The organism is Streptomyces sp. ADMS (assembly GCF_033441795.1).
Lineage (GTDB): Bacteria > Actinomycetota > Actinomycetes > Streptomycetales > Streptomycetaceae > Streptomyces.
In genome coordinates, this window is the sequence record NZ_JAVFVX010000051.1 from 39,188 (window position 1) to 59,636 (window position 20,449).

General features: G+C 70.1%; 18 protein-coding genes. 10 read left to right on the plus strand and 8 right to left on the minus strand.

The features are described 5' to 3' along the window. Positions 1–143: 143 nt before the first annotated feature. Together RB628_RS22515 and RB628_RS22520 are read right to left on the minus strand one after the other, a co-directional pair. A complete protein-coding gene (locus RB628_RS22515) occupies positions 144–1,163 on the minus strand; it encodes an SEC-C domain-containing protein (RefSeq protein ID WP_318322314.1) in 1,020 nt (339 codons plus the stop codon). 147 nt (positions 1,164–1,310) lie between these two features. Next, positions 1,311–2,786: a beta-1,6-galactanase gene (locus RB628_RS22520; RefSeq protein WP_318322315.1), complete on the minus strand. Its 1,476-nt coding sequence runs from the start codon at positions 2,784–2,786 to the stop codon at positions 1,311–1,313. 573 nt (positions 2,787–3,359) lie between these two features. On the opposite strand from RB628_RS22520, the gene RB628_RS22525 reads away from it, so the two are divergent. The 4 genes from RB628_RS22525 to RB628_RS22540 all read left to right on the plus strand — a co-directional run bounded on the left by RB628_RS22525 (position 3,360) and on the right by RB628_RS22540 (position 6,414). Continuing rightward, positions 3,360–4,166, plus strand: coding sequence for a class E sortase (locus RB628_RS22525; protein WP_318322316.1), 807 nt, complete (start codon positions 3,360–3,362; stop codon positions 4,164–4,166). 66 nt (positions 4,167–4,232) lie between these two features. After that, the gene (locus RB628_RS22530) at positions 4,233–4,556 is read left to right on the plus strand and encodes a DUF6412 domain-containing protein (protein ID WP_318322317.1); all 324 of its coding nucleotides are present in this window, start codon (positions 4,233–4,235) and stop codon (positions 4,554–4,556) included. Between the two features lie 122 nt (positions 4,557–4,678). Continuing rightward, positions 4,679–5,464: a YidC/Oxa1 family membrane protein insertase gene (locus RB628_RS22535; RefSeq protein WP_318322333.1), complete on the plus strand. Its 786-nt coding sequence runs from the start codon at positions 4,679–4,681 to the stop codon at positions 5,462–5,464. A gap of 92 nt (positions 5,465–5,556) precedes the next feature. Beyond that, the gene (locus tag RB628_RS22540) at positions 5,557–6,414 is read left to right on the plus strand and encodes a fumarylacetoacetate hydrolase family protein (protein WP_318322318.1); all 858 of its coding nucleotides are present in this window, start codon (positions 5,557–5,559) and stop codon (positions 6,412–6,414) included. Here the strand turns inward: RB628_RS22540 and RB628_RS22545 are convergent. From RB628_RS22545 to RB628_RS22560, 4 genes are all read right to left on the minus strand, one after another. Continuing rightward, the gene (locus tag RB628_RS22545) at positions 6,401–7,936 is read right to left on the minus strand and encodes a condensation domain-containing protein (RefSeq protein ID WP_318322319.1); all 1,536 of its coding nucleotides are present in this window, start codon (positions 7,934–7,936) and stop codon (positions 6,401–6,403) included. The genes RB628_RS22540 and RB628_RS22545 overlap by 14 nt on opposite strands. Before the next feature lie 116 nt (positions 7,937–8,052). Next, positions 8,053–8,940: an LLM class F420-dependent oxidoreductase gene (locus RB628_RS22550; protein WP_318322320.1), complete on the minus strand. Its 888-nt coding sequence runs from the start codon at positions 8,938–8,940 to the stop codon at positions 8,053–8,055. Positions 8,941–9,052: 112 nt separating this feature from the next. Continuing rightward, entirely contained in the window at positions 9,053–9,583 is a 531-nt protein-coding gene (locus tag RB628_RS22555; RefSeq protein WP_318322321.1) for a heme-degrading domain-containing protein, read from the minus strand. Next, a complete protein-coding gene (locus RB628_RS22560; protein WP_318322322.1) occupies positions 9,580–10,680 on the minus strand; it encodes a Gfo/Idh/MocA family oxidoreductase in 1,101 nt (366 codons plus the stop codon). Before RB628_RS22560 ends, RB628_RS22555 begins: the two co-directional genes overlap by 4 nt. A gap of 109 nt (positions 10,681–10,789) precedes the next feature. Here RB628_RS22560 and RB628_RS22565 point away from each other — a divergent pair, with 109 nt between their 5' ends. The 6 genes from RB628_RS22565 to RB628_RS22590 all read left to right on the plus strand — a co-directional run bounded on the left by RB628_RS22565 (position 10,790) and on the right by RB628_RS22590 (position 15,848). Next, a complete protein-coding gene (locus RB628_RS22565) occupies positions 10,790–11,098 on the plus strand; it encodes a hypothetical protein (protein ID WP_318322323.1) in 309 nt (102 codons plus the stop codon). Positions 11,099–11,337: 239 nt separating this feature from the next. Further along, positions 11,338–12,081, plus strand: a complete 744-nt coding sequence (locus tag RB628_RS22570) for a hypothetical protein (protein ID WP_318322324.1) — start codon at positions 11,338–11,340, stop codon at positions 12,079–12,081. 104 nt (positions 12,082–12,185) lie between these two features. Further along, positions 12,186–12,965: an HAD-IIA family hydrolase gene (locus tag RB628_RS22575; RefSeq protein WP_318322325.1), complete on the plus strand. Its 780-nt coding sequence runs from the start codon at positions 12,186–12,188 to the stop codon at positions 12,963–12,965. Positions 12,966–13,081: 116 nt separating this feature from the next. After that, a complete protein-coding gene (locus RB628_RS22580; protein ID WP_318322326.1) occupies positions 13,082–13,663 on the plus strand; it encodes a hypothetical protein in 582 nt (193 codons plus the stop codon). Between the two features lie 5 nt (positions 13,664–13,668). Further along, positions 13,669–14,340, plus strand: a complete 672-nt coding sequence (locus RB628_RS22585) for a class F sortase (protein ID WP_318322327.1) — start codon at positions 13,669–13,671, stop codon at positions 14,338–14,340. Between the two features lie 476 nt (positions 14,341–14,816). Then, positions 14,817–15,848, plus strand: a complete 1,032-nt coding sequence (locus tag RB628_RS22590; protein WP_318322328.1) for a glycoside hydrolase family 6 protein — start codon at positions 14,817–14,819, stop codon at positions 15,846–15,848. Between the two features lie 125 nt (positions 15,849–15,973). On the opposite strand, the gene RB628_RS22595 is transcribed toward RB628_RS22590, so the two are convergent. Beyond that, entirely contained in the window at positions 15,974–17,911 is a 1,938-nt protein-coding gene (locus tag RB628_RS22595; protein WP_318322329.1) for a kelch motif-containing protein, read from the minus strand. Further along, positions 17,908–19,941, minus strand: coding sequence for a glycosyltransferase family 2 protein (locus RB628_RS22600; RefSeq protein WP_318322330.1), 2,034 nt, complete (start codon positions 19,939–19,941; stop codon positions 17,908–17,910). Before RB628_RS22600 ends, RB628_RS22595 begins: the two co-directional genes overlap by 4 nt. Positions 19,942–20,449: the final 508 nt, after the last annotated feature.

A 20,449-nucleotide genomic window follows, 5' to 3' on the forward strand; every position in this document is an offset into this window, starting at 1 on the left:
CAACCGTGGTTCCGCCCGCATCACCGGCCGGGGGAACCACGGTTGTCCGTGCCTGCGCCGATGCGGTCGGCGCCTCAAGCGGTCCGGTCCGAATTCAGCTCTGGTCCCAGCTGTCCGGGTTCAGCCGGTCGTCCCGTAGCCCCCTACACCGCCACCCGCCCGTGGCACCCCTCATAAGCCGCCCCCGACCCGCACCAGCAAACAGCCCCCCGCTGCGGAGGCCACCCCACAGCCCTGCCCCGGGCCGCCAAGGTCGTCGCATACTGCGGCAGCAACGCGCCCTCCCCCGGTGAAGCCCCCTCCGACGCCGCGAACGCCTCGTAAGAAGGCACCGTCCCCGTGACGATCCCCAGGTTCGCCGTGCCGGAAGCCGCCAGTTCCCGGAGCGACGCCTCTATCGTCGCGAGGTGCTCCTCGTGCGAGGGGTATTCGTCCGCCAGGTCCGGATACGCGGCCACCAGCTCCGCCAGTTCGGCCGCCGGCCAGTGCAGCACCGCCACCGGGAACGGGCGGGACAGCGCCTCCCTGAACGTGCCCAGCTCCGCCCGCAGCCGCGAGATCTCCGCCTCCAGCTCCGCCGGGTTGTCCGAGCCCAGGGACCAGACCCTCTTGGGGTCGTGGAGCTCGTCCAGCGACACCGGCGACGAGTGCAGCGTGTCCGCCAGCATGTCCCATTCGTCGTGGGCCACGCCCAGCATCCGGCGTACGCGGTGGCGGCCGTAGAGAAGGGGGTGGGTCGAGTACGGGGGTTCCTGCGCGTCCGGGATCAGCAGGCGGGCCGCTTCCGTGAACGTCTCCTGGGCCGCCTCCAGCTCGTCGTGCGATTCCAGGGACTCCGCGACGATCACCCAGGGGGCCGGGTCGCGGGGGGCCTCGGCGCGGACGCCGTCGATGATCGCCCGGGCCTCCGCCTCGTGGCCGTACTCCCACAGGTTCGACGCCTTGAGGGCGCGTACGAGGTGGGGGTTCTCCAGGGAACCGGGGGATTGGATCAGGCTGTCGTACAGGGCTGTCGCGGCGGGGCGGTCGCCGGCCAGTTCCAAGTGGGCCGCGGCCTGCACGAGCAGGTGTTCGGCGTCCTCGGGGTAGAGGCCGGCCGTCCGTTCCAGGCGGGCCGCTTCGGCGATGTGGTCGACGTTTTCCGCAGGCGTGTCGGGGCGCATGGGATCACCGTACTGCCGACGACCGACAAAGAAGAGAGGCAGCCAGGAGAGCGCTCACCGGGGAGGGGAGGCACCCGGCCAGGCGCCTCCCCTCCCCGGTGACTCCTGGGCGGGTCCTCGGGAACGCTTCGGCGACTCCTCGGCAACTCAGATGGTCACCCCGTCCACCTGCAACGTCTGCACCGCCCCCGCCGCGAACGGCACCGCCACCGTCTTCCCGCTCAGGAACCTGTCCGAGCGCGCCGTGTAGAGGTCGCCGCCGCCACCCGTCACCGTGTTCCAGCGCGGGACCAGGCCGCCCGAGCCGCCCGTCACCGTCGTGAAGCTGCCGAGGTCGAAGGTCAGGGTCTGGGCCGACGTGGACGTGTTCAGGGCCACGATCACCAGGCGCTTCGCGCTCGCGTCGTACGCCGCCACCGCGTAGCTGACACCCGTGTCGAGGATCGTCATGCCGGGGCGGATGTGCCGGCTGAACTGGGCCATCACGTAGTGCTTCGTCTGGACCGTCGTCGGCTGGAGCGTACTCGGGTTGTACGCGACCATCGCCCAGCCCACGGTCGGATCCATGACCTGCCAGTAGGCCCATGCCGTGGGGTGCAGCCAGCGGAAGTCGTAGAGGAGGTTCGACGCCAGGGTCCGGCCGGTCCCGTCGCTGTCGCCCGTCTCCGAGTTCCAGAGCTTCTTGCCGGACGTCGTCACCACGTCAGTGTAGAGGAGGTCGCGGCGGCCTCCCGAACCCTGGTAGCCGTGCACGTTCACCTGGCTCACCAGGGCCTTCGTCGACGATCCGAAGGCCGCCCAGGTGGAGCGGGCCACGTCGTAGTTCGTCTCGTCCGAGGCCGCGATCCTGATTCCCGTCAGGCCCCGCTTGTCCAGCTCGCTTCTCATGTACGGGAGAACGGCGGCCTGGACCGACGCGTCCATGTGGCAGCCCTCCTGCGTGCCGGTGGCCGTCCACCAGCTCGCCGCGGGCTCGTTGAACGGGTCCACCGTCGCGAAGTTCACGCCCCAGTTGTTCTTCGCGTACAGGGCCACGGCGGCCAGGTGCGAGGCGTGCTGGCGGTAGTTCCACGTCTGGAGGTTGTTGCCGCCGCCCGAGGCGCCCGACGGGTTGTGGTTCAAACACATCCACCACATCGGCGAGTTGGCGAACAGTTCGGTGGTCGCCCCGCGCGCCACCGCCTTCGTCAGCGCCGCCCGCTGCGTCGCGTCCGCGCTCCAGTCCCAGGCCGAGGACGTGGGGTCCTCGTTGTTCCAGTCCTGCCAGTAGCCCTCGATCTGCTTGTACGCCGGGATGTTCGCCGACGCCACCATGCTCTCGCCGTTCACGCTGTTCCAGCTGCACGCGCCGAGGTTGTAACGGGCGATGTTCATGCCCAGGCCGGGCAGCGACGTCCCGTTGTACGTCACCGACTTGGTGGTGAAGAAGAGGTCCGCGAAATCGTCCCGGGCGCCGAACACGTTCGCCCACCAGGCGAGCGAGGTGCCCCAGCCTTCCCACGTCCCGTACGTCGTCGCGGGGTTGACGGTGATGGTCGCGTCGGCCCGTGCGGTGCCCGTCGCCAGGGCGCTGCCGAGGACAGTGCCTCCTGCCGCGGCCAGCAGAGATCTGCGTCGGATCATGGCTTCTCCGTCCGGATTCTGACCTGCCCCGTTCATGCCAAAAGGAAGCATCGGGTGTGATAGATGGGGTTGTCGAGAGTTGTGACAGCCCTTTCTCGAACCACTGGACAAAGGGGGCTCACAGGGAGCGGACGGACACGGCAACGGCAGGCCGGGCCAGGGTCAGGGCCAGGGTCGGGGGCGGGGGCGCGGCCAGGGTCGCGGCCAGGGTCAGGGTCAGGGTCAGGGGCGGGGACGGGGTCGGGGTCAGGGGCGGGGACGGGGTCGGGGTCAGGGTCAGGGACGGGGACGGGGTCGGGGTCAGGGGCGGGGTCGGGGTCGGGGTCAGGGGCGGGGACGGGGTCGGGGTCGGGGTCAGGGTCAGGGGCGGGGACGGGGTCAGGGTCAGGGACGGGGCCGGGGCCAGGGTCGGGGGCGGGGGCGCGGCCAGGGTCGCGGCCAGGGGCAGGGTCAGGGGCGGGGTCAGGGGCAGCGACAGGGCGAGCGTCAGGGGTGGGAGTAGGCCTGGTGACTTCGCGAGGTCTGCCCTATGGTGCGGGCCGACCCACGTGAGGGCGCGAGGGAGGCGTACGCATGCGGGCTCGGGTACCTGTGGTGCGGCACCGCACACTCCGTCGACGTGCCCTCCGCCGCCGCGCACTGTGGACCTGCGGCGAGCTGCTCGTCACCCTCGGTACCATCCTCGCGCTCCTCGTCGTCCACCAGTTGTGGTGGACCAACCGGCAGGCAGCGCAGGGCGCCCAGCGGGAGGTGCGGGCTCTGGAGGAGGGGTGGGGGAACCCCGCGAATCCGGTGAGTCCCGTGAGCCCGGGTGACGGCTCCGGTCCCGGCAACTCCGTTCCTCCGCAGGGCTCTTCCGGCTCCTCCGGCTCCTCCGAGCTGTCCGGCAATGCCCGCCTGGCAGACTCCCTTTCCTCCGAACCCAGTTACTTCCAGGCATACGCCATCCTCAGCATCCCCCGGCTCGGTCTCCGTGTCCCCGTCGCCGAGGGCGTCAGCAAGTCGGGCGTCCTCAACAAGGGGTACGTCGGCCACTACCCCGCCACCCAACAGCCGGGCCAGGCCGGTAACTTCGCCCTCGCCGGGCACCGCAACACCCACGGCGAGCCCTTCCGGTACATCAACCGGCTGCGACGCGGGGACGCCGTCCGGGTCGAGACGGCGGACGCCGTGTACTCGTACACCGTCGACCGGACGCTTCCCCAGACCTCCGCCCGTGACGACGGCGTGATCAGGGCCGTACCCCGCTCCCTCGTCAGGCCGGCCCACGGCTACCGCACCCCCGGCTACTACCTCACCCTCACCACCTGCACCCCGGAGTACACGTCCCGCTACCGCCTGATCGTCTGGGCCAAGCTCACGTCGATGCGGCCCCGCTGAGCCCGGTCCGGGGCATCCTGTATAACGAACAGCAGAGCAGACAGTCGTACGGAAGGGGGTGTGGGCATGATCCGGAGCCGGAGTCCGGTCCGGGTGAACCCGCGTACCGCCGCCGCGCTCTTCCTGCTCCTCATCGAGGTCGCGCTGCTCGACACCGGCAGCCTCTCCGCCGCCGTCGCCCTCGCGGCGACCGCCGCGGCCGGATCCGCGTTCGCCGCCTGCTCGCTCATCGCCTCCCGCCTCGCGCCCGCCGTGCCGCCCACCCGGGTCCGTACGGCCATCCGCGACCGGGCCCGCCGTACGGCGTTCCTGCCGCAACGCGACCCCGACGCCCGGGGCCGCACCCGCCCCCGCGCCCCCGGACACGCCCTCCCGACGGTCACCGCGTAGGGCGCGCCACCCCCCCTCTGCACACGGGGTAACCGTGCCCCCGCGCGGGCCGTCATGCCGATGATCTCTCTTCATCCCCGGCACGACGAGACCCCTCGGAGGGCTCACCCATGTCCGACTTCCTGTCCGCTTTCGCCGGCCTCGTCGAGCATCTCGCCGACCTGCTCCAGCCCCTCTTCCACGCCTCCTCGGCCGCCGCCGCGATCATCCTGTTCACCGCGTTCGTACGGCTCCTCGTGCACCCCCTGTCCCGTGCGGCGGCGCGGGGACAGCGGGCGCGCGCGGCGCTGCAGCCGAGGGTCGCCGAGCTGCGGAAGCGGCACGCGAAGGACCCCGGGAAGCTCCAGCAGGCCGTCATGGCACTGCACGCCGAGGAGAAGGTCTCGCCGCTGTCGGGGTGCTTCCCGAGCCTGTTCCAGCTGCCCGCCTTCTTCCTGCTCTACCACCTCTTCTCCAACCCGGAGATCGGCGGCGAGGCCAACGGACTCCTCACCCACCAGCTCTTCGCCGCGCCCCTCGGTGAGCGGTGGGCCGACGCGCTCGGCGGTGACGGGATCTTCGGGGCCGCCGGTGTCGTCTACCTCGGACTGTTCGCCCTCGCCGCCGCCGTCGCCACCTTCAACTACCGGCGAATGAAGCGGGTCATGGCGCTGAATCCGATGTCGGTGGGCGGCGGCGACGGCGGCGGTGAGGCGGTGCCAGGGCTCGCCTCCGCGGCCAGGTTCATGCCGTTCATGTCCTTCTTCACGCTCTTCTCCGTGGCCGTGATGCCACTGGCCGCCGCGCTGTACATGGTGACCAGCACGACGTGGAGTGCGGTCGAGCGGGCGGCGCTGTACCGCTGGCAGCTCTCGCCTCAGGCCAGTGCGCAGACCGGTACGCAGGCCGGTAGCCAGTCCAGTACGTGAACCGGGTATTGCGGACTGGACGGCAAGCTCGGAGGATCGCTCAGTCATCCGATGAATGGTGACCGAGGGCGTGACCGAGGGAGAGAGCCACCATGAAGCTGCTGCGAGTCGGTACGGCGGGATCGGAGCGGCCCGCGCTGCTCGACGCCGAGGGAACCCTGCGCGACCTGTCGGGGGTCGTCCCGGACATCGACGGACCGCTGCTCGCCGACGACGCGGCGCTCGGCCGGATCCGGGCCGCCGCCGACGCCGGTGAGCTGGCCGCGCTGGACGCGACCGGGCTGCGGATCGGGCCGCCGGTGGCCGGCGTCGGCAAGATCGTGTGTATCGGGCTCAACTACCACGACCACGCCCGCGAGACCGGCGCCGAGCCGCCCGCCGAACCGGTGATCTTCTTCAAGGCGGCGGACACGGTCGTCGGGCCGCACGACACGGTGCTCGTGCCGCGCGAGTCGACGAAGACCGACTGGGAGGTGGAACTCGCGGTCGTCATCGGACGTACGGCCCGCTACCTCGGCTCGCACGAGGAGGCGCTCGCCCATGTCGCCGGGTACGCGGTCGCGCACGACGTGTCCGAGCGCGAGTTCCAGCTGGAGCGGGGCGGGACGTGGGACAAGGGGAAGAACTGCGAGACGTTCAACCCGCTCGGACCCTGGCTGGTGACCGCGGACGAGGTGCCGGACCCGCAGGGGCTCGGGCTGAGGTTGTGGGTGAACGGTGAGCTGAAGCAGGACGGTACGACCGCGGAGCAGATCTTCGGGGTCGCGGAAGTCGTGCGGTACGTCAGCCAGTTCATGACCCTGTACCCGGGTGACGTCATCAACACGGGTACGCCGGCGGGGGTGGCGTTGGGTGCGCCCGAGCCCAAGCCGTTTCTCCGGGCGGGGGATGTCGTCGAGCTGGAGATCGACGGGCTCGGGCGTCAGCGGCAGGAGTTCAAGGACGCGTAAGCGCTCCGCCGGGTGCGGGGTTTTCGGCTGCGGGCCGGTGGGGGCTTGTCGCGCAGTTCCCCGCGCCCCCCAGGGCGCCCCTTCGGGGCGCCTCCTGGGCCACCGAGGAGATCAGCTCTCTCAGTCCGGCCACGTACAGCCGCATGTTCTTCGACGCCACGTCCGTGTCCGGGTAGCGCGCCGCGAACTGGAGGCCCTCGTGGAGGCGGGTGATCCACGCGCACACCTGGTCGCCGTACGACACCCTGATCAGGCCGTACGCCTTCAGGCCGTCCCACCGCTCCGAACCCGCGATGTCCCGTGTGTCGACGAACGACACGATCGAGTACAGGTCCGGTGAGGTGGGCCGGAAGTCGGAGCCCAGCAGCTTCAGCACCCGGGCGATGGGCATCCTCGACAGGGGCCGCTTCGCCCGCAGCGCGGTGCGGACCAGGTCCAGCGCGCCGTCGAAGTCCGACACCTGGCCCACCGGGATCTCCAGCGGCGCGCCGCCCACGTACCAGCCCACCGAGTCCGACCACTCGGACCTGGCCCGCGTGTGGAACGGCACGACGGTGCGGTAGACCTGCTGTCCGCCGATGTCGCGCACGATGAGAGCGGTCGCCGCGAGAACGCCGACCATGCTGCCGCCGTAGGGACGGCAGTACGCCTCGAACGCCGCCGCGTCCGCGTCGTCCGTGAGCCACTCACGCATCAACTTCTGTGTGGGCAGCGGCCCTTCGGGGTCGAGGCCGAGGTCGACGGGGAAGTTCGGCAGCTTTCCGTCGCACCGGGCGATGAACTTCCGCCAGTCGGCGACGATCGCGTGCGTCTCGTCGATCCCGTCGGCGTGCGTACGCTCGCTCGCGCAGAAGTCGACGTAACTGGCGACCGGTGCCGTGTCCACCTTCGTGCCGTCGAGGCCGGCGGTGTAGAGCTGGTGGATCTCGTGGGCGATGCGGAAGATCGAGTACGAGTCGACGTTGGTGTGGTCGAACGCCATGTACACGCTTGTGCTGTCGTCCCTGACGACCGCGCTGTAGATGAAGTTCGGCCAGCTCAGCGCGTCCGCCGCGATGTCGAACCGATCCTGCAGATAGCGGGGGAGCGCCGCCCCGTCCCGGAAGTCACCGACGTCCTCGCGGTGCAGGACGACGGCGTCGGGGGCGAGGGTGAAGCGCCGCAGCTCGTCGTTGAGGGAGCCGGGAGAGGTGGGAGTGCCGGGGGCGCCGGGCGGGCCGTCCGCCCAGCGGAAACCGCTGCGCAGCGTCTCGTGCCGCAGCGTCCACGCTCGCAACGCGCCTTCCAGGACGTCGAGATCGACCCGCCCCGGGATGTCGAAGGCCGTGCCGAGCCAGGTCGGTACGAACAGGCCGTCCTCGCGCACCGATCGCGCCGTTCGGACGTGTGCCTCCTGTACGTACGCGGGTGGGCGGGCATCCTCCGGCAGGCCGGCCACGCCTTCGACGGCCGTCGGATGCAGGGTCCAGGTCACGAGCCTTCCGGGCCGGATCTCGCAACGGTGGATATCGGTCAATCGCACGGGACTTCTCCGTTCGCCTGCGTGTCACCGGGCTCCTGGAACCCGCCCGATGACACGTGCAGACCAACGACCGGATACATCCGGAGGAAACGCCACCGCTTCCAGAGCTCTCCCGGCTACTTCAGCAGAGTGGCCAGGCGGCGCCAGCCGTCGCGGGGGAGGGCGCCCCTGGACCCGTCCTCGACGACCTGGAGGGTGACATGGTCCGCGCCCGCGGTGTGGAAGGCGTCGACGCGTTCGCGGATCCGGTCGTCGCTGCCCCAGGCGAACACCGCGTCGACCAGACGGTCGCTGCCGCCGTCCGTGAGGTCGTCCTCGGTGAAACCGATGCGCAGGAAGTTGTTGGTGTAGTTCGGGAGCGTCAGATACATGGCGAGGGTGCCGCGCGCGGTCGCGCGGGCCCGGTGCGCATCCGTGTCCAGCACGACCTTCAACTCCGGTGCCAGCAGCGGGGTTTCGCCCAGCGCCGCGCGGGCCTGGGCGGTGTGCTCGGGTGTCACGAGGTACGGGTGCGAGCCGGCGGCGCGGTCCCGTGACAGCTCCAGCATCTTCGGGCCGAGCGCGGCCAGCACCCGGCGTTCGGCGGGCTGTCCGGCCGCGTCCAGGGCGTCGAGGTACTCGACCATGGAGGCGTACGGGCGACGGTACCGTTCCGCCTGCCCCGCGTGGCTCACCCCGAGGCCGAGCAGGAAGCGGCCGGGGTGGGACGCCTCCAACTCCGCGAACCGGGAGGCCGTTTCGGTGGCCTCGTACTGCCAGATGCTCTGGATGCCGGTCGCCACGACGAGCCGGGAGGTCGCCTCGACGAGCGGAACGGCGTGCCGTGCGCCCGAGTTGCCGCCGAGCCAGACGGCGCCGAAGCCCAGTTCCTCCAGTTCGGCGGCGGCCTCGGCGCGCTCGGTGAGCCCCTCGGGATCCTCCGCGCGCAGCCCGGAACTCCAGACGCCGTACCGTCCGACGGTTTCCTTCAGCGAGCCGACCTGTGAGGCGCTGACCTGGTTCATCGGTTCTGTTTCCCTCCGAGTCCGGATGCCGTGCTGTGGCTTCCTGAAACGGAGGGTCCCTCGGGATAATTCCCGGCCCGGGGCGTGCGGCCCGCGAATCCCCGGACTCCCCCTACACCTTGAGGTACGTCTCCAGCGCCTCCACCACCATCCGGTGGTCCTGGAGTTGGGGCAGCCCCGACACCGTCACCGACCCGATCACGCCGACGCCCTCGACCGTGATCGGGAACGAGCCGCCGTGGGCCGCGTAGGTGTCGGGGTCGAGGCGCGAGTCCGCCTCGAACGTTGTGCCCTTGGCGCGGAACCGGGCGCCCACCAGGTAGGAGGAGGCGCCGTAACGCTCCACCACCCGGCGCTTGCGGTCGATCCAGGCGTCGTTGTCGGGGGTCGAGCCGGGCAGGGCGGCGTGGAAGAGCTGCTGGCCGGCCCGGTGGATGTCGATCGCCACCGGTGCCTGCCGTTCCCGCGCCAGCTCCACCAGCAGCGAACCCAGGGCCCACGCGTCCTCATGACCGAACTGCGGGAACACCAGGTGCCGTTGCTGTGCTTCGAGTTCCTCGACGCTCGGGGTGAGCTCGGGCGCGATGCGCGGTCCGAGCGAGGGCTGCGGGGCCTTGTGGCCGCCGGTCTTCTGACTGGTCATCGCAGTGTCACCGTCACTTTCTCGTTCGCGGAACGCCGGGCGGCTTCCAGTACGTCGAGCGCGGCTGCCGCCTCCAGGGCGGTCACCGGGTTGGGGGCGCCGTCGCGCAGAGCCGCGGCGATCGCCGAGTAGTACTCCTCGTACGCCCCCGGCAGCGTCGGCTCCGGCCGGCCGCCGCCGGTCAGCGGGGACTCTCCGGACCCGACCCGCCCCCACATGCTCTCGGGTTCCAGTCCCCAGTCGGCGTCGCCCGGTCGCCCGCCCTCCTTCAGGGCGGCCTCCTGCGGATCGAGGCCGTACTTCACGTACCCGGCCCGCGAGCCCAGCACCCGGAAACGCGGCCCGAGTTGGGCGGTGGTCGCGGAGACGTACAAGTGGGTGCGGACGCCGCTCGTGTGGGTGAGCGCGACGAACGTGTCGTCGTCGGCCTCGGCGCCCTCACGGCGGATGTCCGTCTCGGCGTACACGGAGGCGGCGGGACCGAAGAGGACCAGTGCCTGGTCGACGACGTGACTGCCGAGGTCGTACAGCAGTCCTCCGATCTCCGCCGGGTCGCCGGACTCGCGCCAGCCGCCCTTGGTCCGCGGACGCCACCGCTCGAACCGCGACTCGAACCGCCACACGTCACCCAGCCCGCCCTCGGCGAGCAGCTTGCGCAGGGTCAGGAAGTCGTGGTCCCAGCGGCGGTTCTGGAAGACGGAGAGGAGCAGTCCCTGCTGGTCGGCGAGGGCGGCGAGCTCACGCGCCCCGGCCGCCGTGCCCGCGACCGGCTTGTCGACCACGACCGGCAGGCCGGCCTTGAGGGCGGCGGTCGCCAGCGGGACGTGCGTCCTGTTCGGGGACGCGATGACGACCAGGTCCAGCTCGTCGGCGCGGGCGAACAGGTCGTCGGGCGTGGCGGCGATCCGTACGTCCGCGAACCCGGCGCGGGCCTGTGCCTGCCGCTCGGGGTTCCCCGTGACGACCGTGTCGAGGACGAGGCCCTCGGTGGCGGCGATCAGCGGGGCGTGGAAGACGGAGCCCGCGAGGCCGTAGCCGACGAGACCGATGCGCAGGGGAGTGCCAGTTGTGCCGGGTGTGCCAGTCGTACCAGTCATGTCGTCCACTCTCGCACCTCGGCGGATCGCTCGGCATCGGCCGGGTACCGCCACCGCGGCGGCGAAAACCCCGGGGGACCGGCCGCCCCGCCCTGCCATCCTTCAGCCCATGAGCGCACGCGATCGACGCAGGAAACCTCCCCGCCACCGGGCCTGGCCGCTGACCACCACCGACATCAACAAGTCCCTCGGTGAACTCGCTTCCCACATAAAGGACTTGAACTTCCTCACCGGTCCCGGCAGCGGGACGGCCGTCCTGTCGGCCGGCTGGCTCGCCCCGGAGTCCCGCAACCACGGCCGTGGTATCCACCCGGACAGCGTCGGCATCTCCCTGGACGTCCACCCGGTCGACGCGGCCGAGCGTGCCGCCACCCGCGCGATCCTGAGGGAAACCGCCCTTCCGCAGTCGCGTGCCTGAGGTCCCCCGGGCCCTCGCCGCCGACGAGACCTGACGTCAGACCTCCCACCTCCGCTGCTGGCGTCTCACCGACGGCCGCCTCACCGGCGCCGACGAGACATGACCTGAGGAGCCTCGCAGGCCGCCGGGCCGCCTCCGCCGATCGGGCGCATACGGCGAGCCCGTTCGGGGCGTAGCCGCGCGCTCCGCCGGAGCGGCGCCGTCCACCGCCCCCACCCCTCCGGCACGGTGATGTGTTTATGCGACTCCCTCTCGGTCCAGCCACCGCAGCCGCCCTCCTCGCCGTCGCGGGAGCCCCGCCCACCCCGGCGCACGCCGACGCGAAGCCCCTCACCTGCGAAGCCTCCGAGGGCCGGGCCGCCTTCCCCCTCACCACCCGCATCCACGGCGGGCCGGCCGCCTACGAAGCCGGCGGCGAACACCAGACCTGGCGCCTCGACCTCACCAACAACACCGCCCGCACCTGCACGGACATCCACCCCGTCCTCGTACTCGTCGACGAGAGCCGTGCCCTGACGCCGGCCCAGCCGCACCTGGAGTTCTACGACGGCGACCGCCCCCGCCCCTACCCCGTACGGTTCGAGGCCACCGACGCCGACGAGAACATCGGGGTCTTCGACGGCGACGGGTTTCCCGGGTTCACCGTCGGGCCCGGGCAGACCGTCTCCGTGCGGGTGCGGCTCGCGATCGGCGCCGGCGCGGTGGCCAACGACGTCGTCGCCAACGCCGCCGTCATCCAGCGGCACGCCGACGACGGCGACTGGGTCGGCCAGTCCAACGACTACCGCTTCCGCGTCGTCGCCCCCGCCCCCGTGTCGGCCGCACCCGGCGTACGGGAGTCGCCGTCGTCCGCCAGAGAGCTCGCCGGCACCGGCCGCCGCGGCGCCGCCCTCCGCCTCGCCGCCGGCATCGCGTTCGCACTCCTGCTGACCGGCGGCGGGGTCCTGCTGCTCGCCCGGGTCCGAGGCGTGGGACGGACGTAAAGCGGCCATTCCCTCAAGATCCGGGCTGTGACTAGTCTGGGCGCACGCGGCATCTCGTACGCGTGTACGGCAGGGCAAGGCAGTGCAGGAGCAGGAGACCGGACATGGCAGACCGCAAGCCCATCGACTCGTGGCTCACCGACATGGACGGTGTGCTCATCCACGAGGGCGTGCCGATCCCCGGCGCCGACGCCTTCATCAAGAAGCTGCGCGAGTCCGGCAAGCCCTTCCTGGTGCTCACCAACAACTCGATCTACACCCCGCGCGACCTGCACGCCCGGCTGCGCCGCATGGGCCTGGACGTGCCCGTCGACAACATCTGGACCTCGGCGCTCGCCACCGCGAAGTTCCTCGACGACCAGCGCCCCGGCGGCACCGCCTATGTCATCGGCGAGGCCGGCCTGACCACCGCCCTGCACGACATCGGGTACATCCTCACCGACCACGAGCCCGACTACGTGGTCCTCGGCGAGACGCGCACCTACTCCTTCGAGGCCATGACCAAGGCCGTACGCCTGATCGAGGGCGGCGCCCGTTTCATCGCCACCAACCCGGACGAGACCGGCCCCTCCGCCGAGGGCCCGCTGCCCGCGACCGGCGCGGTGGCCGCGCTGATCACCAAGGCGACCGGCAGGAAGCCGTACTTCGCGGGCAAGCCGAACCCCCTGATGATGCGCACCGGGCTGAACACGATCGGCGCCCACTCCGAGACCAGCGCGATGATCGGCGACCGCATGGACACCGACGTCCTCGCCGGCATCGAGGCCGGGATGCAGACCTTCCTGGTGCTCACCGGCCTGACCGGGCCCGACCAGGTCGAGAACTTCCCGTACCGCCCGTCCAAGATCGTCAACTCCATCGCGGACCTCGTCGACCGCGTCTGAGCCCTTCGGCACATACGCGCTCAAACCCTCCTTGACCCGTACGGAGCAGTCGTACCCGCTCCGGAGATGCGGACCGGCGTCCGGAGGAGGAGTCTCCAGATGTCTGGAGGTTCACGATGGGTTCTCTACGGATCACTCTCTGTGCCGGCGCCGTGGTAGCCGCCGCGCTCGCCGCCGTACCCGTGGCGTACGCCGCCGACGGGGGCGTCACGGTGACCCCGGCCTCCCCGGCGCCCGGCAGCGACCTACGGCTGGTCGTGCGCGGCTGCACGGGGAAGACGGGGACCGCGAAGTCGGAGGCTTTCGTCGCCGATGTGCTGCTCGCGGCACAGGGGCAGGACGGGGCGCTCGTCGGCGGGTCCCGCGTCCGCTCCTCGCTCACGCCGGGCACGTACGACGTCACGGTCGGCTGCGACGGGCAGGACGGCAAGGTCAAGGGCACGATCGCCGTGGTCGCGGAGGAGGCGCGGAAACCGCCCCCCGCCGAACCCTCCGGTGCCGCCGCCTCGCCCGTCGCCCCCGTCCCCGCCGGTGGCGGCGGCGCGGCGGCGGAACTGGCGGCCGCCGAGCGGCTCGCCGCCGACGCGAAGAGCACCGGCCCCGGCACCGGGCAGACGGTGGTCGGTCTCGTCCTCGCGGGCGTGGCCGCGGTCGTCGTGGTGGTGCGCGGGTTCCGCCGCGGCCGTGGGACGGACTGAACGCCATGTCCGACGACGACCGAGAACGGTCCTCCGGCACCGGGCGCCTGACCATGGGCGTGGCCTGGGCGCTGCTGCTCCTCGGGCTGTGGCTGTGGGGCCGCGGGGTGACCGACGTACGCCACGGCGTATCCGCGCCGACCACCGGCGACGTCGCCGCTGTCGGCCGCCCCCCGGATCCCGAACTCCCGGCCCCGCACGAGCCGTTGAACGGCGCCCTGCCGCGGCGCGTCGACATACCCGAACTGGGCGTACAGGCCCCGGTGGTGGCCCGTGGCCTCGACCGGCGTGGCGCGATCGATCCACCGCCCTTCGACCAGGCGGGCGTCGTGGGCTGGTACGCGCCCGGTACCCGGCCCGGCGCCGCCGGCACCGCCCTCCTCGTCGGACACGTCGACACCGAGAGCCGGCCGGCCGTCTTCTACAAGGTCAGCACCCTGCGGCCGGGCGCGACGATCCGGGTCGCCCGGGCCGACGGCAAGGTCGCCGAGTTCACCGTCGACGACGTCCGGGTCCTGCCCCGCGAGCGCTTCGACGCCCAACAGGCGTACGGCACACGGCAGTCGGGGCGCGCGGAACTCCGGCTCATCACCTGCGGCGGTACGTTCGACAGGGCGACCAGCACCTACGCGGCGAACGTGATCGTGTCGGCGTACCTGACGGGTACCGCTGCCTGACCTCTCCGACGCGTCCCCCGCGTCCCCACCCTGCCCGGTCGACGACCCGCTCCTCCCGGGGCCGTCGACCGGGCAGGCCCTCGACCGCGGGCGCACGGGCTGCGGGAGTGGCCCGGCGACCTGCGCGGGAGGCTCGATGCCCGCCCCTGATTGCGAACGGTGAAGCAGTGGCCTGGGGCTGGGGCCGTCGCAACGACTGTAGAGGGCGAGCGCGCTCAGGCCCAGAGGTGATTGACGCCAAGTCCCGGCCTGGTGGCTCTGCGTTATCCGCCCAGGTGACGGACAGTCCTGCGACACCTTCCCCTGCTGGTGTTCCAGTCCCCGGCAGTCACAATTCCACCCTGACCGAACAGGCTGTAACAGGTATCCGACAAGGCACTGGCGGCCTCGTGGCCGTCCGGCCGCGTATGTCAGGATTGAGGCTTACGCCACTGCATCCAGGGGGGACCAGGACAGTGCACCCGAGGGGGAGTTCGATGTTCGGCAGTAAGGGGGCGGCCTGGGGGCGGCCGTCCGTGACGGTGCTGGGGGCGGCACTGCTGCTCACCGGTTGTTCCTCGTCCTCCGGCAAGGGGGACGGCGACGACCCGGCGAAGGAACCGGAAGCACTGATCACCCAGCAGCCCAAGGGGACCAACCCGTTCTGGGTGAACCCCGACGGCAACGCGGCGGAACAGGTCGCCGCGTACGTCAAGAACGAGAGGACCACGGACGCCGAGCAGATCCGGAAGATCGCCGAGCAGCCGACCAGCGAGTGGATCAGCCCGGAGAACCCGGAGGCGGAGGCCCGCGGCTTCACGGAGGCCGCGCAGAAGGCGGACCGCTCCGCAGTCCTCGTCCTCTACAACATCCCGCACCGCGACTGCGGCCAGTACTCCAGCGGAGGCGCCGCCGACGGCGACAGCTACCGCGCGTGGATCGACGGCATCGCCAAGGGCATCGGCGACCGCGCGGCCACGGTGATCCTGGAACCGGACGCGGTACTCCACCTCGTGGACGGCTGCACCCAGGACGAGTTCCACGAGGAGCGGTACGACCTGCTGGGCGGTGCGATCGACACGCTGTCGGGGCTCAAGAACACGAAGGTGTACCTGGACGCGGGGAACGCGGGCTGGAACCAGCCCGACCAGATCTTCGAGCCGCTCAAGTGGGCGGGCATCGAGAGGGCGGACGGGTTCTCCGTCAACGTGTCCAACTTCTACTCGACGGCTGATTCCATTGCCTACGGCAAGGAGCTGTCGGCGAAGGTGGGGGGAAAGCACTTCGTGGTGGACACGTCCCGCAACGGGAACGGTCCCTATACCGGGGGCGAGCCGGACGAGAACTGGTGCAACCCTCCCGGGAGGGCGCTGGGAGAGTCCCCGACCGTGAAGACGGCGGATCCTCTTGTCGACGCGTATCTGTGGGTGAAGCGGCCCGGAGAGTCCGACGGGGAGTGCAAGGGCGGGCCGAAGGCCGGGCAGTGGTGGGTCGACTACGCGTTGAAGCTTGCGAAAGCGAGTGGGTGACTGAGGGGATGGGGGGTTCTGCGGTCTGTCGGCTGCGGGCCGTCCGTCGTTTGTCGCGCAGTTCCCCGCGCCCCTGAAGGCGATCGGGGCGCCCTTCCCCGGAAGGGCGCCCGGTCTTCAGCGCATCAGGGCACCTTGACCCACTGCGCCTTGCTGGGTGTCCCCTGGTCGTCCGTGACGAACAGCATGTACCACCCCGACTCCACCAGGTTCCGGTTCTTCGGGACCGTCACCGTTACGCCGTCCTTGGTCTTCTTCAGGTCCAGGGCGATGGAGCGCTGGTCGACGTCCGTGACGTGCGTCGAGGCGCTCGGGCGGATCAGGCGGGCCGATGTGATCGTCGACGCGTGCTGGGACCTGAAGGTGCCCGACGCGCCGCGTGCGATCGTCTGCGGCCCCCCCGACAGCGAGGGCTGCGCGTCGCGGTACAGGTACGGCGGCGTGTAGATCTCGATGCGCTGCTCGAACTCGCCCGGCTTGGTGTTGGCCTTGTCCGCGTACAGGGAGTCCGAGCCGAAGAACATGACGCGGCCGTCGGGCAGCAGGATCGAGCCCGAGTGGTAGTTGCGGCCCACCAGCGGGTCGGCGACCCGGTTCAGCTCGCCGGTCTTCGCGTCGTACATGTGGGACTGGAGAATGTTGGAGTCGCCACGCCCCCGGTAGTCCTCCGAGCCGCCCGAGATCATGACGGTGTCGTCGGGGAGGATCGAGTACTGCGGGTAGCGCGTGCCCTTCTCCAGGGACGGGCCGTCCGTGAACTCCGGGTTGTCGGCCAGGAGGTCGATCACGCGGGTCTTCTCGCTGGAGAGCCTCGACTCGCCGACCCCGCCGCCGCCGATCACCATGTACTTCTCGTCCTGCGCAGGCGGCAGCAGTACCGTGCCGGCGGTCTCCAGCATGTTCGGGTCGCTCAGACCCTTCAGCTTGGTGAACTTGTTGGTCTCCACGTTCCAGATGCCGGGGTCACGGCCCACGTCGTCGGGGCCGTAGCCCGCGTTCGCGCCCGAGTAGAACATCTCGCCGTTCTGCATCAGGGAGATCGCCGGGTACGTCGGGAACTGCATGACGCCCTTGGTGTACGTCCACTTCTTGGTCTTCGGGTCGTACACCTCGTTCTTGCCCGGCACCAGCTGGCCGATCTCGTCCAGGCCGGAGAGGCTGAGGATCCTGCCGTCCGACATGGTGGTGAGCGTGGGGTACCAGCGGGCCTCGTTCATCGGGTCGACCTTGATGTACTTCTCGGCGACCGGGTCGAACTCGAAGGCGTCCCGGATGCCCTGGAAATCCTTCTTGTCCAGAGCCAGCTTCTCGGCGATGCCGTACGTGTTGCGGGAGTCCGCGCCCGACAGGCCCTGTACGCGGTAGTTGTCCTGCGTACCGGTCTCGTACCTGGTGCCCTTCTTCTGCGCCTCGACATAGATCCGGCCGAGTCCGGGATCGTTGCGCAGGAACCTGCCCGTCGCCTTGTCGAAGACCTTCGTCGCGCGCTCGACGACGACCGGGTCCTTCGACACGAACGTCTTGCCGTTCTCCTTGCCGGTGAACTTGGTGCCCGCGGGCAAAGTGATCGGCTTGTCCGGGTTCTCGTTGTGGACCACCATCAGGCCGCCGGCCTTGGTGACGTCACCCTTCAGCTTCTCGTACCGCTTGGTGCCGCCCGCGATCAGCAGATTGCCGTTGGCGAGCTGCGTGTGACCGGTGCAGAACAGGTCGGCCGGGGTCGGGACCTTCTTGATCGTGCCCTTGACCGGATCCCAGATGCGGGTGTCGAACTTCTTCGCGTCGAAGTTGTCCGCGTTGTTGCCGGAGCCCGCGACGAGCAGGACCTTGCCGGTGTGCAGCAGGGCCGCGTGGATGGTGTTCTGCCGGTACTCCTCCGGGAAGTTCACCACCTCCCACTTGCCGTTCTCGGCCTTGTACTCCGGTCTGTTGATCTTGTAGTCGTGGTATTTCTCGGTACTGAAGCGGTACACCCACGGCCCGTTCATCCCCGCCAACGCGAGGACCACCGCCGTGCCTATCGCGAGTCGACGGGCGCGGCGGCGGCCTGCACGGTCTTTCATTCCTTACGTCCCCCAAGTCCACCAAGGGCGATCTGCATGGTCTGGTCGTTGCCCCCGCCCCCTACGCTGCCCTCGCCGGTACCGCCCGATGCGGCCCACTGGGGCTTGTGCTGCGGCGCGTGGGTGGAGTGAGGGGCGTGAGGGGCGTGCGACGTGTGTTGCGTGTGTGGCGCGTGCTGGGCCGGCATGATCGGCTGCGGCACGGACACGGCGTCCTGCGGCGCGTCGGAGCGGGCGGCGAGCTTCTTCTTCTCCTGGCGCAGCATGTGCCGCCAGACGAACATCGGCGTCGCGGTGATCGCCGTGGCGAACGTCGCCCAGATGATCATCGCGGGGTGCGAGTGCCCGAAGGTGAAGCCGGCCGCGATCGAGCCGCCGAAGATCAGGATGAAGTACCAGTGGTAGCGGAAGGTTCCGAACCAGCGGTCGGGGCTGGCCGAGTCGCCCTTTGGCGTGACCACGAACTTGCTCTTGCGCCGCAGCGCGGAGTCGATCAGGGCCTTCGCGTAGAGCGGCGCGGACAGCGCCGACATGACCATGCCCGCCACACCGCCGGAGCCCTCGGGCTCGTGCGGGGAGACGTTGTGCCGGCGGTTCCAGATGTACAGGCCGATCTGCAGCGCCGAGGCGTTGCCGTAGAGCATCAGCCACACGGTCGGGTCGATGTTCACACCCGAGGCGCCCAGACCCAGGAAGAGCGCGCAGCTCAGGGCCGCGAGGATCCAGTTGAGGGCGGACATCGGATAGAAGATGATCATCATGGTGTAGTTGAAGAGCTTGCTCGGCGGCAGCGAGTAGAAGCCCTTCCAGTACTGCTTGAGGATCGTCTCGTACGTCCCTCGTGACCAGCGCATCTGCTGGGTGAAGAAGTCCGTCCAGGCGCTGGGGCCCTCACCGACCGCGAGCACGTCCGGGGTGTAGACCGAGCGCCACTTCTTCCCCGTCGCCGGGTTCTTGTGGCGGTGGATCTCGAAGCCGGTCGCCATGTCCTCGGTGATCGAGTCGTACAGCCCGCCGATCTGCTTCAGGGCCTTGATGCGTACGGCGTTGCTGGTCCCCACGAACATCGGCGAGCCGTAGGCGTTGCCGGCCCGCTGGATCAGCGCGTGGAAGAGGAACTGCTGGGACTCGGCGGCCTTGGTGACGAAGTTGTCGTAGTTCCCGTACACCTGCGGGCCGATGACGAAGCCCACGTTCGGGTCGCGGAAGAAGCCGAGCATCCGCTCCAGGTAGTTGGGCAGCGGGATGTGGTCGGTGTCGACGGAGGCGAAGTAGTCGTAGTCGTCGCCGTGCGCGTCGAGCCAGGCGTTGTAGTTGCCGTGCTTGGTCTTGGCGCGGTGCGGGCCCTTGGGCATGTTCCACTTCGCGATGCCCTTGCGGGAGAAGTGGTGCACACCCAGGCGCTCGCAGACCGCCTTCACATCGGCGTCGTCGCCCTCGTCCAGCAGCCAGACATGCATGAGGCCGCGGTGCCGGATCCGCACCGCGGCTTCGAGTGTCTTCGTCACCATCTCCAGCGGCTCCTTGCCGGGCACGAAGGAGGTGAGGAAGGCCACTCTCGTGCCGGTCTCGGGCACCACGGGAATCGGGTCGCGGGCGACCAGGGTGGCGTGCGCGTTGGACAGTACGTTCAGGCAGCGGAAGAGCTCGATCAGACCGATCGACACGAGCATCACGATGTCGAGCGTCGGCAGGAAGTCGAAGGCCGGGTAGTCGCGTTCGGTCCAGTGCGCGGGCTGGAGCAGCCAGACGAGCAGGACGACGGAGAGCAGCGGCGCGGCGCCCAGCATCAGCGCGGCCCGGACGCGGTGCGGCTCCTGTGAGAGGAGGGACCGGTACTTGACCGTGTACGGCTTCGTAGGGTCGGGTTGTGTGAGGGGTCCGGCCAGCCGGCTGTAGTGCTCGTAGTCGTACTTCGGCAAGGTCTTCTTGATACGGCGGAAACCGCCGGTCCGGTGTGACGGCACCCTGAGCTGGGTCGTCTGTGACGCGTCGAAGTCATGCCGGGCGCCCGTCGGCGTCGACGTCATGAGTCATCCCCCCACACGCAGATCAACCGCGTGTTTGTCGGTTCCTAACGCCTGCTGGGCCCCCCTTGGCCTTCACAAACGCACCAGCAATGGACCACTGCCGCCACATCGTCCACACACTAGGACATGGAACAGTGTCCTTCCGGTTGCATGATGCCCCCCTCGGCATCTGTTCACGAACGGGGCCCCATCCCCGTGGCAGCGCAACCGGTCCGCCCCCAAGCGCCGCGCATTCGCAGCATCTTGCCGCCCAGGGTTCTACGCCGTTCAGCATGATCGCAAGATGCGAAACACGGTGTTTACCGGTCATACGCGCTCATTGTGACGGCTGTTGATCCCGGTTGGTGCCATTGGGACCGGTTGTGTGCGGACGGTGTCGGAGTGTTTACGTATTGTCTCTTTGATTTTTGACGCGAACAGGCCCCCCGCCTGAGCGGGGGGCCTGCCGTGTGTCTGTGCGCCGCCAGGGACTCGAACCCCGGACCCGCTGATTAAGAGTCAGCTGCTC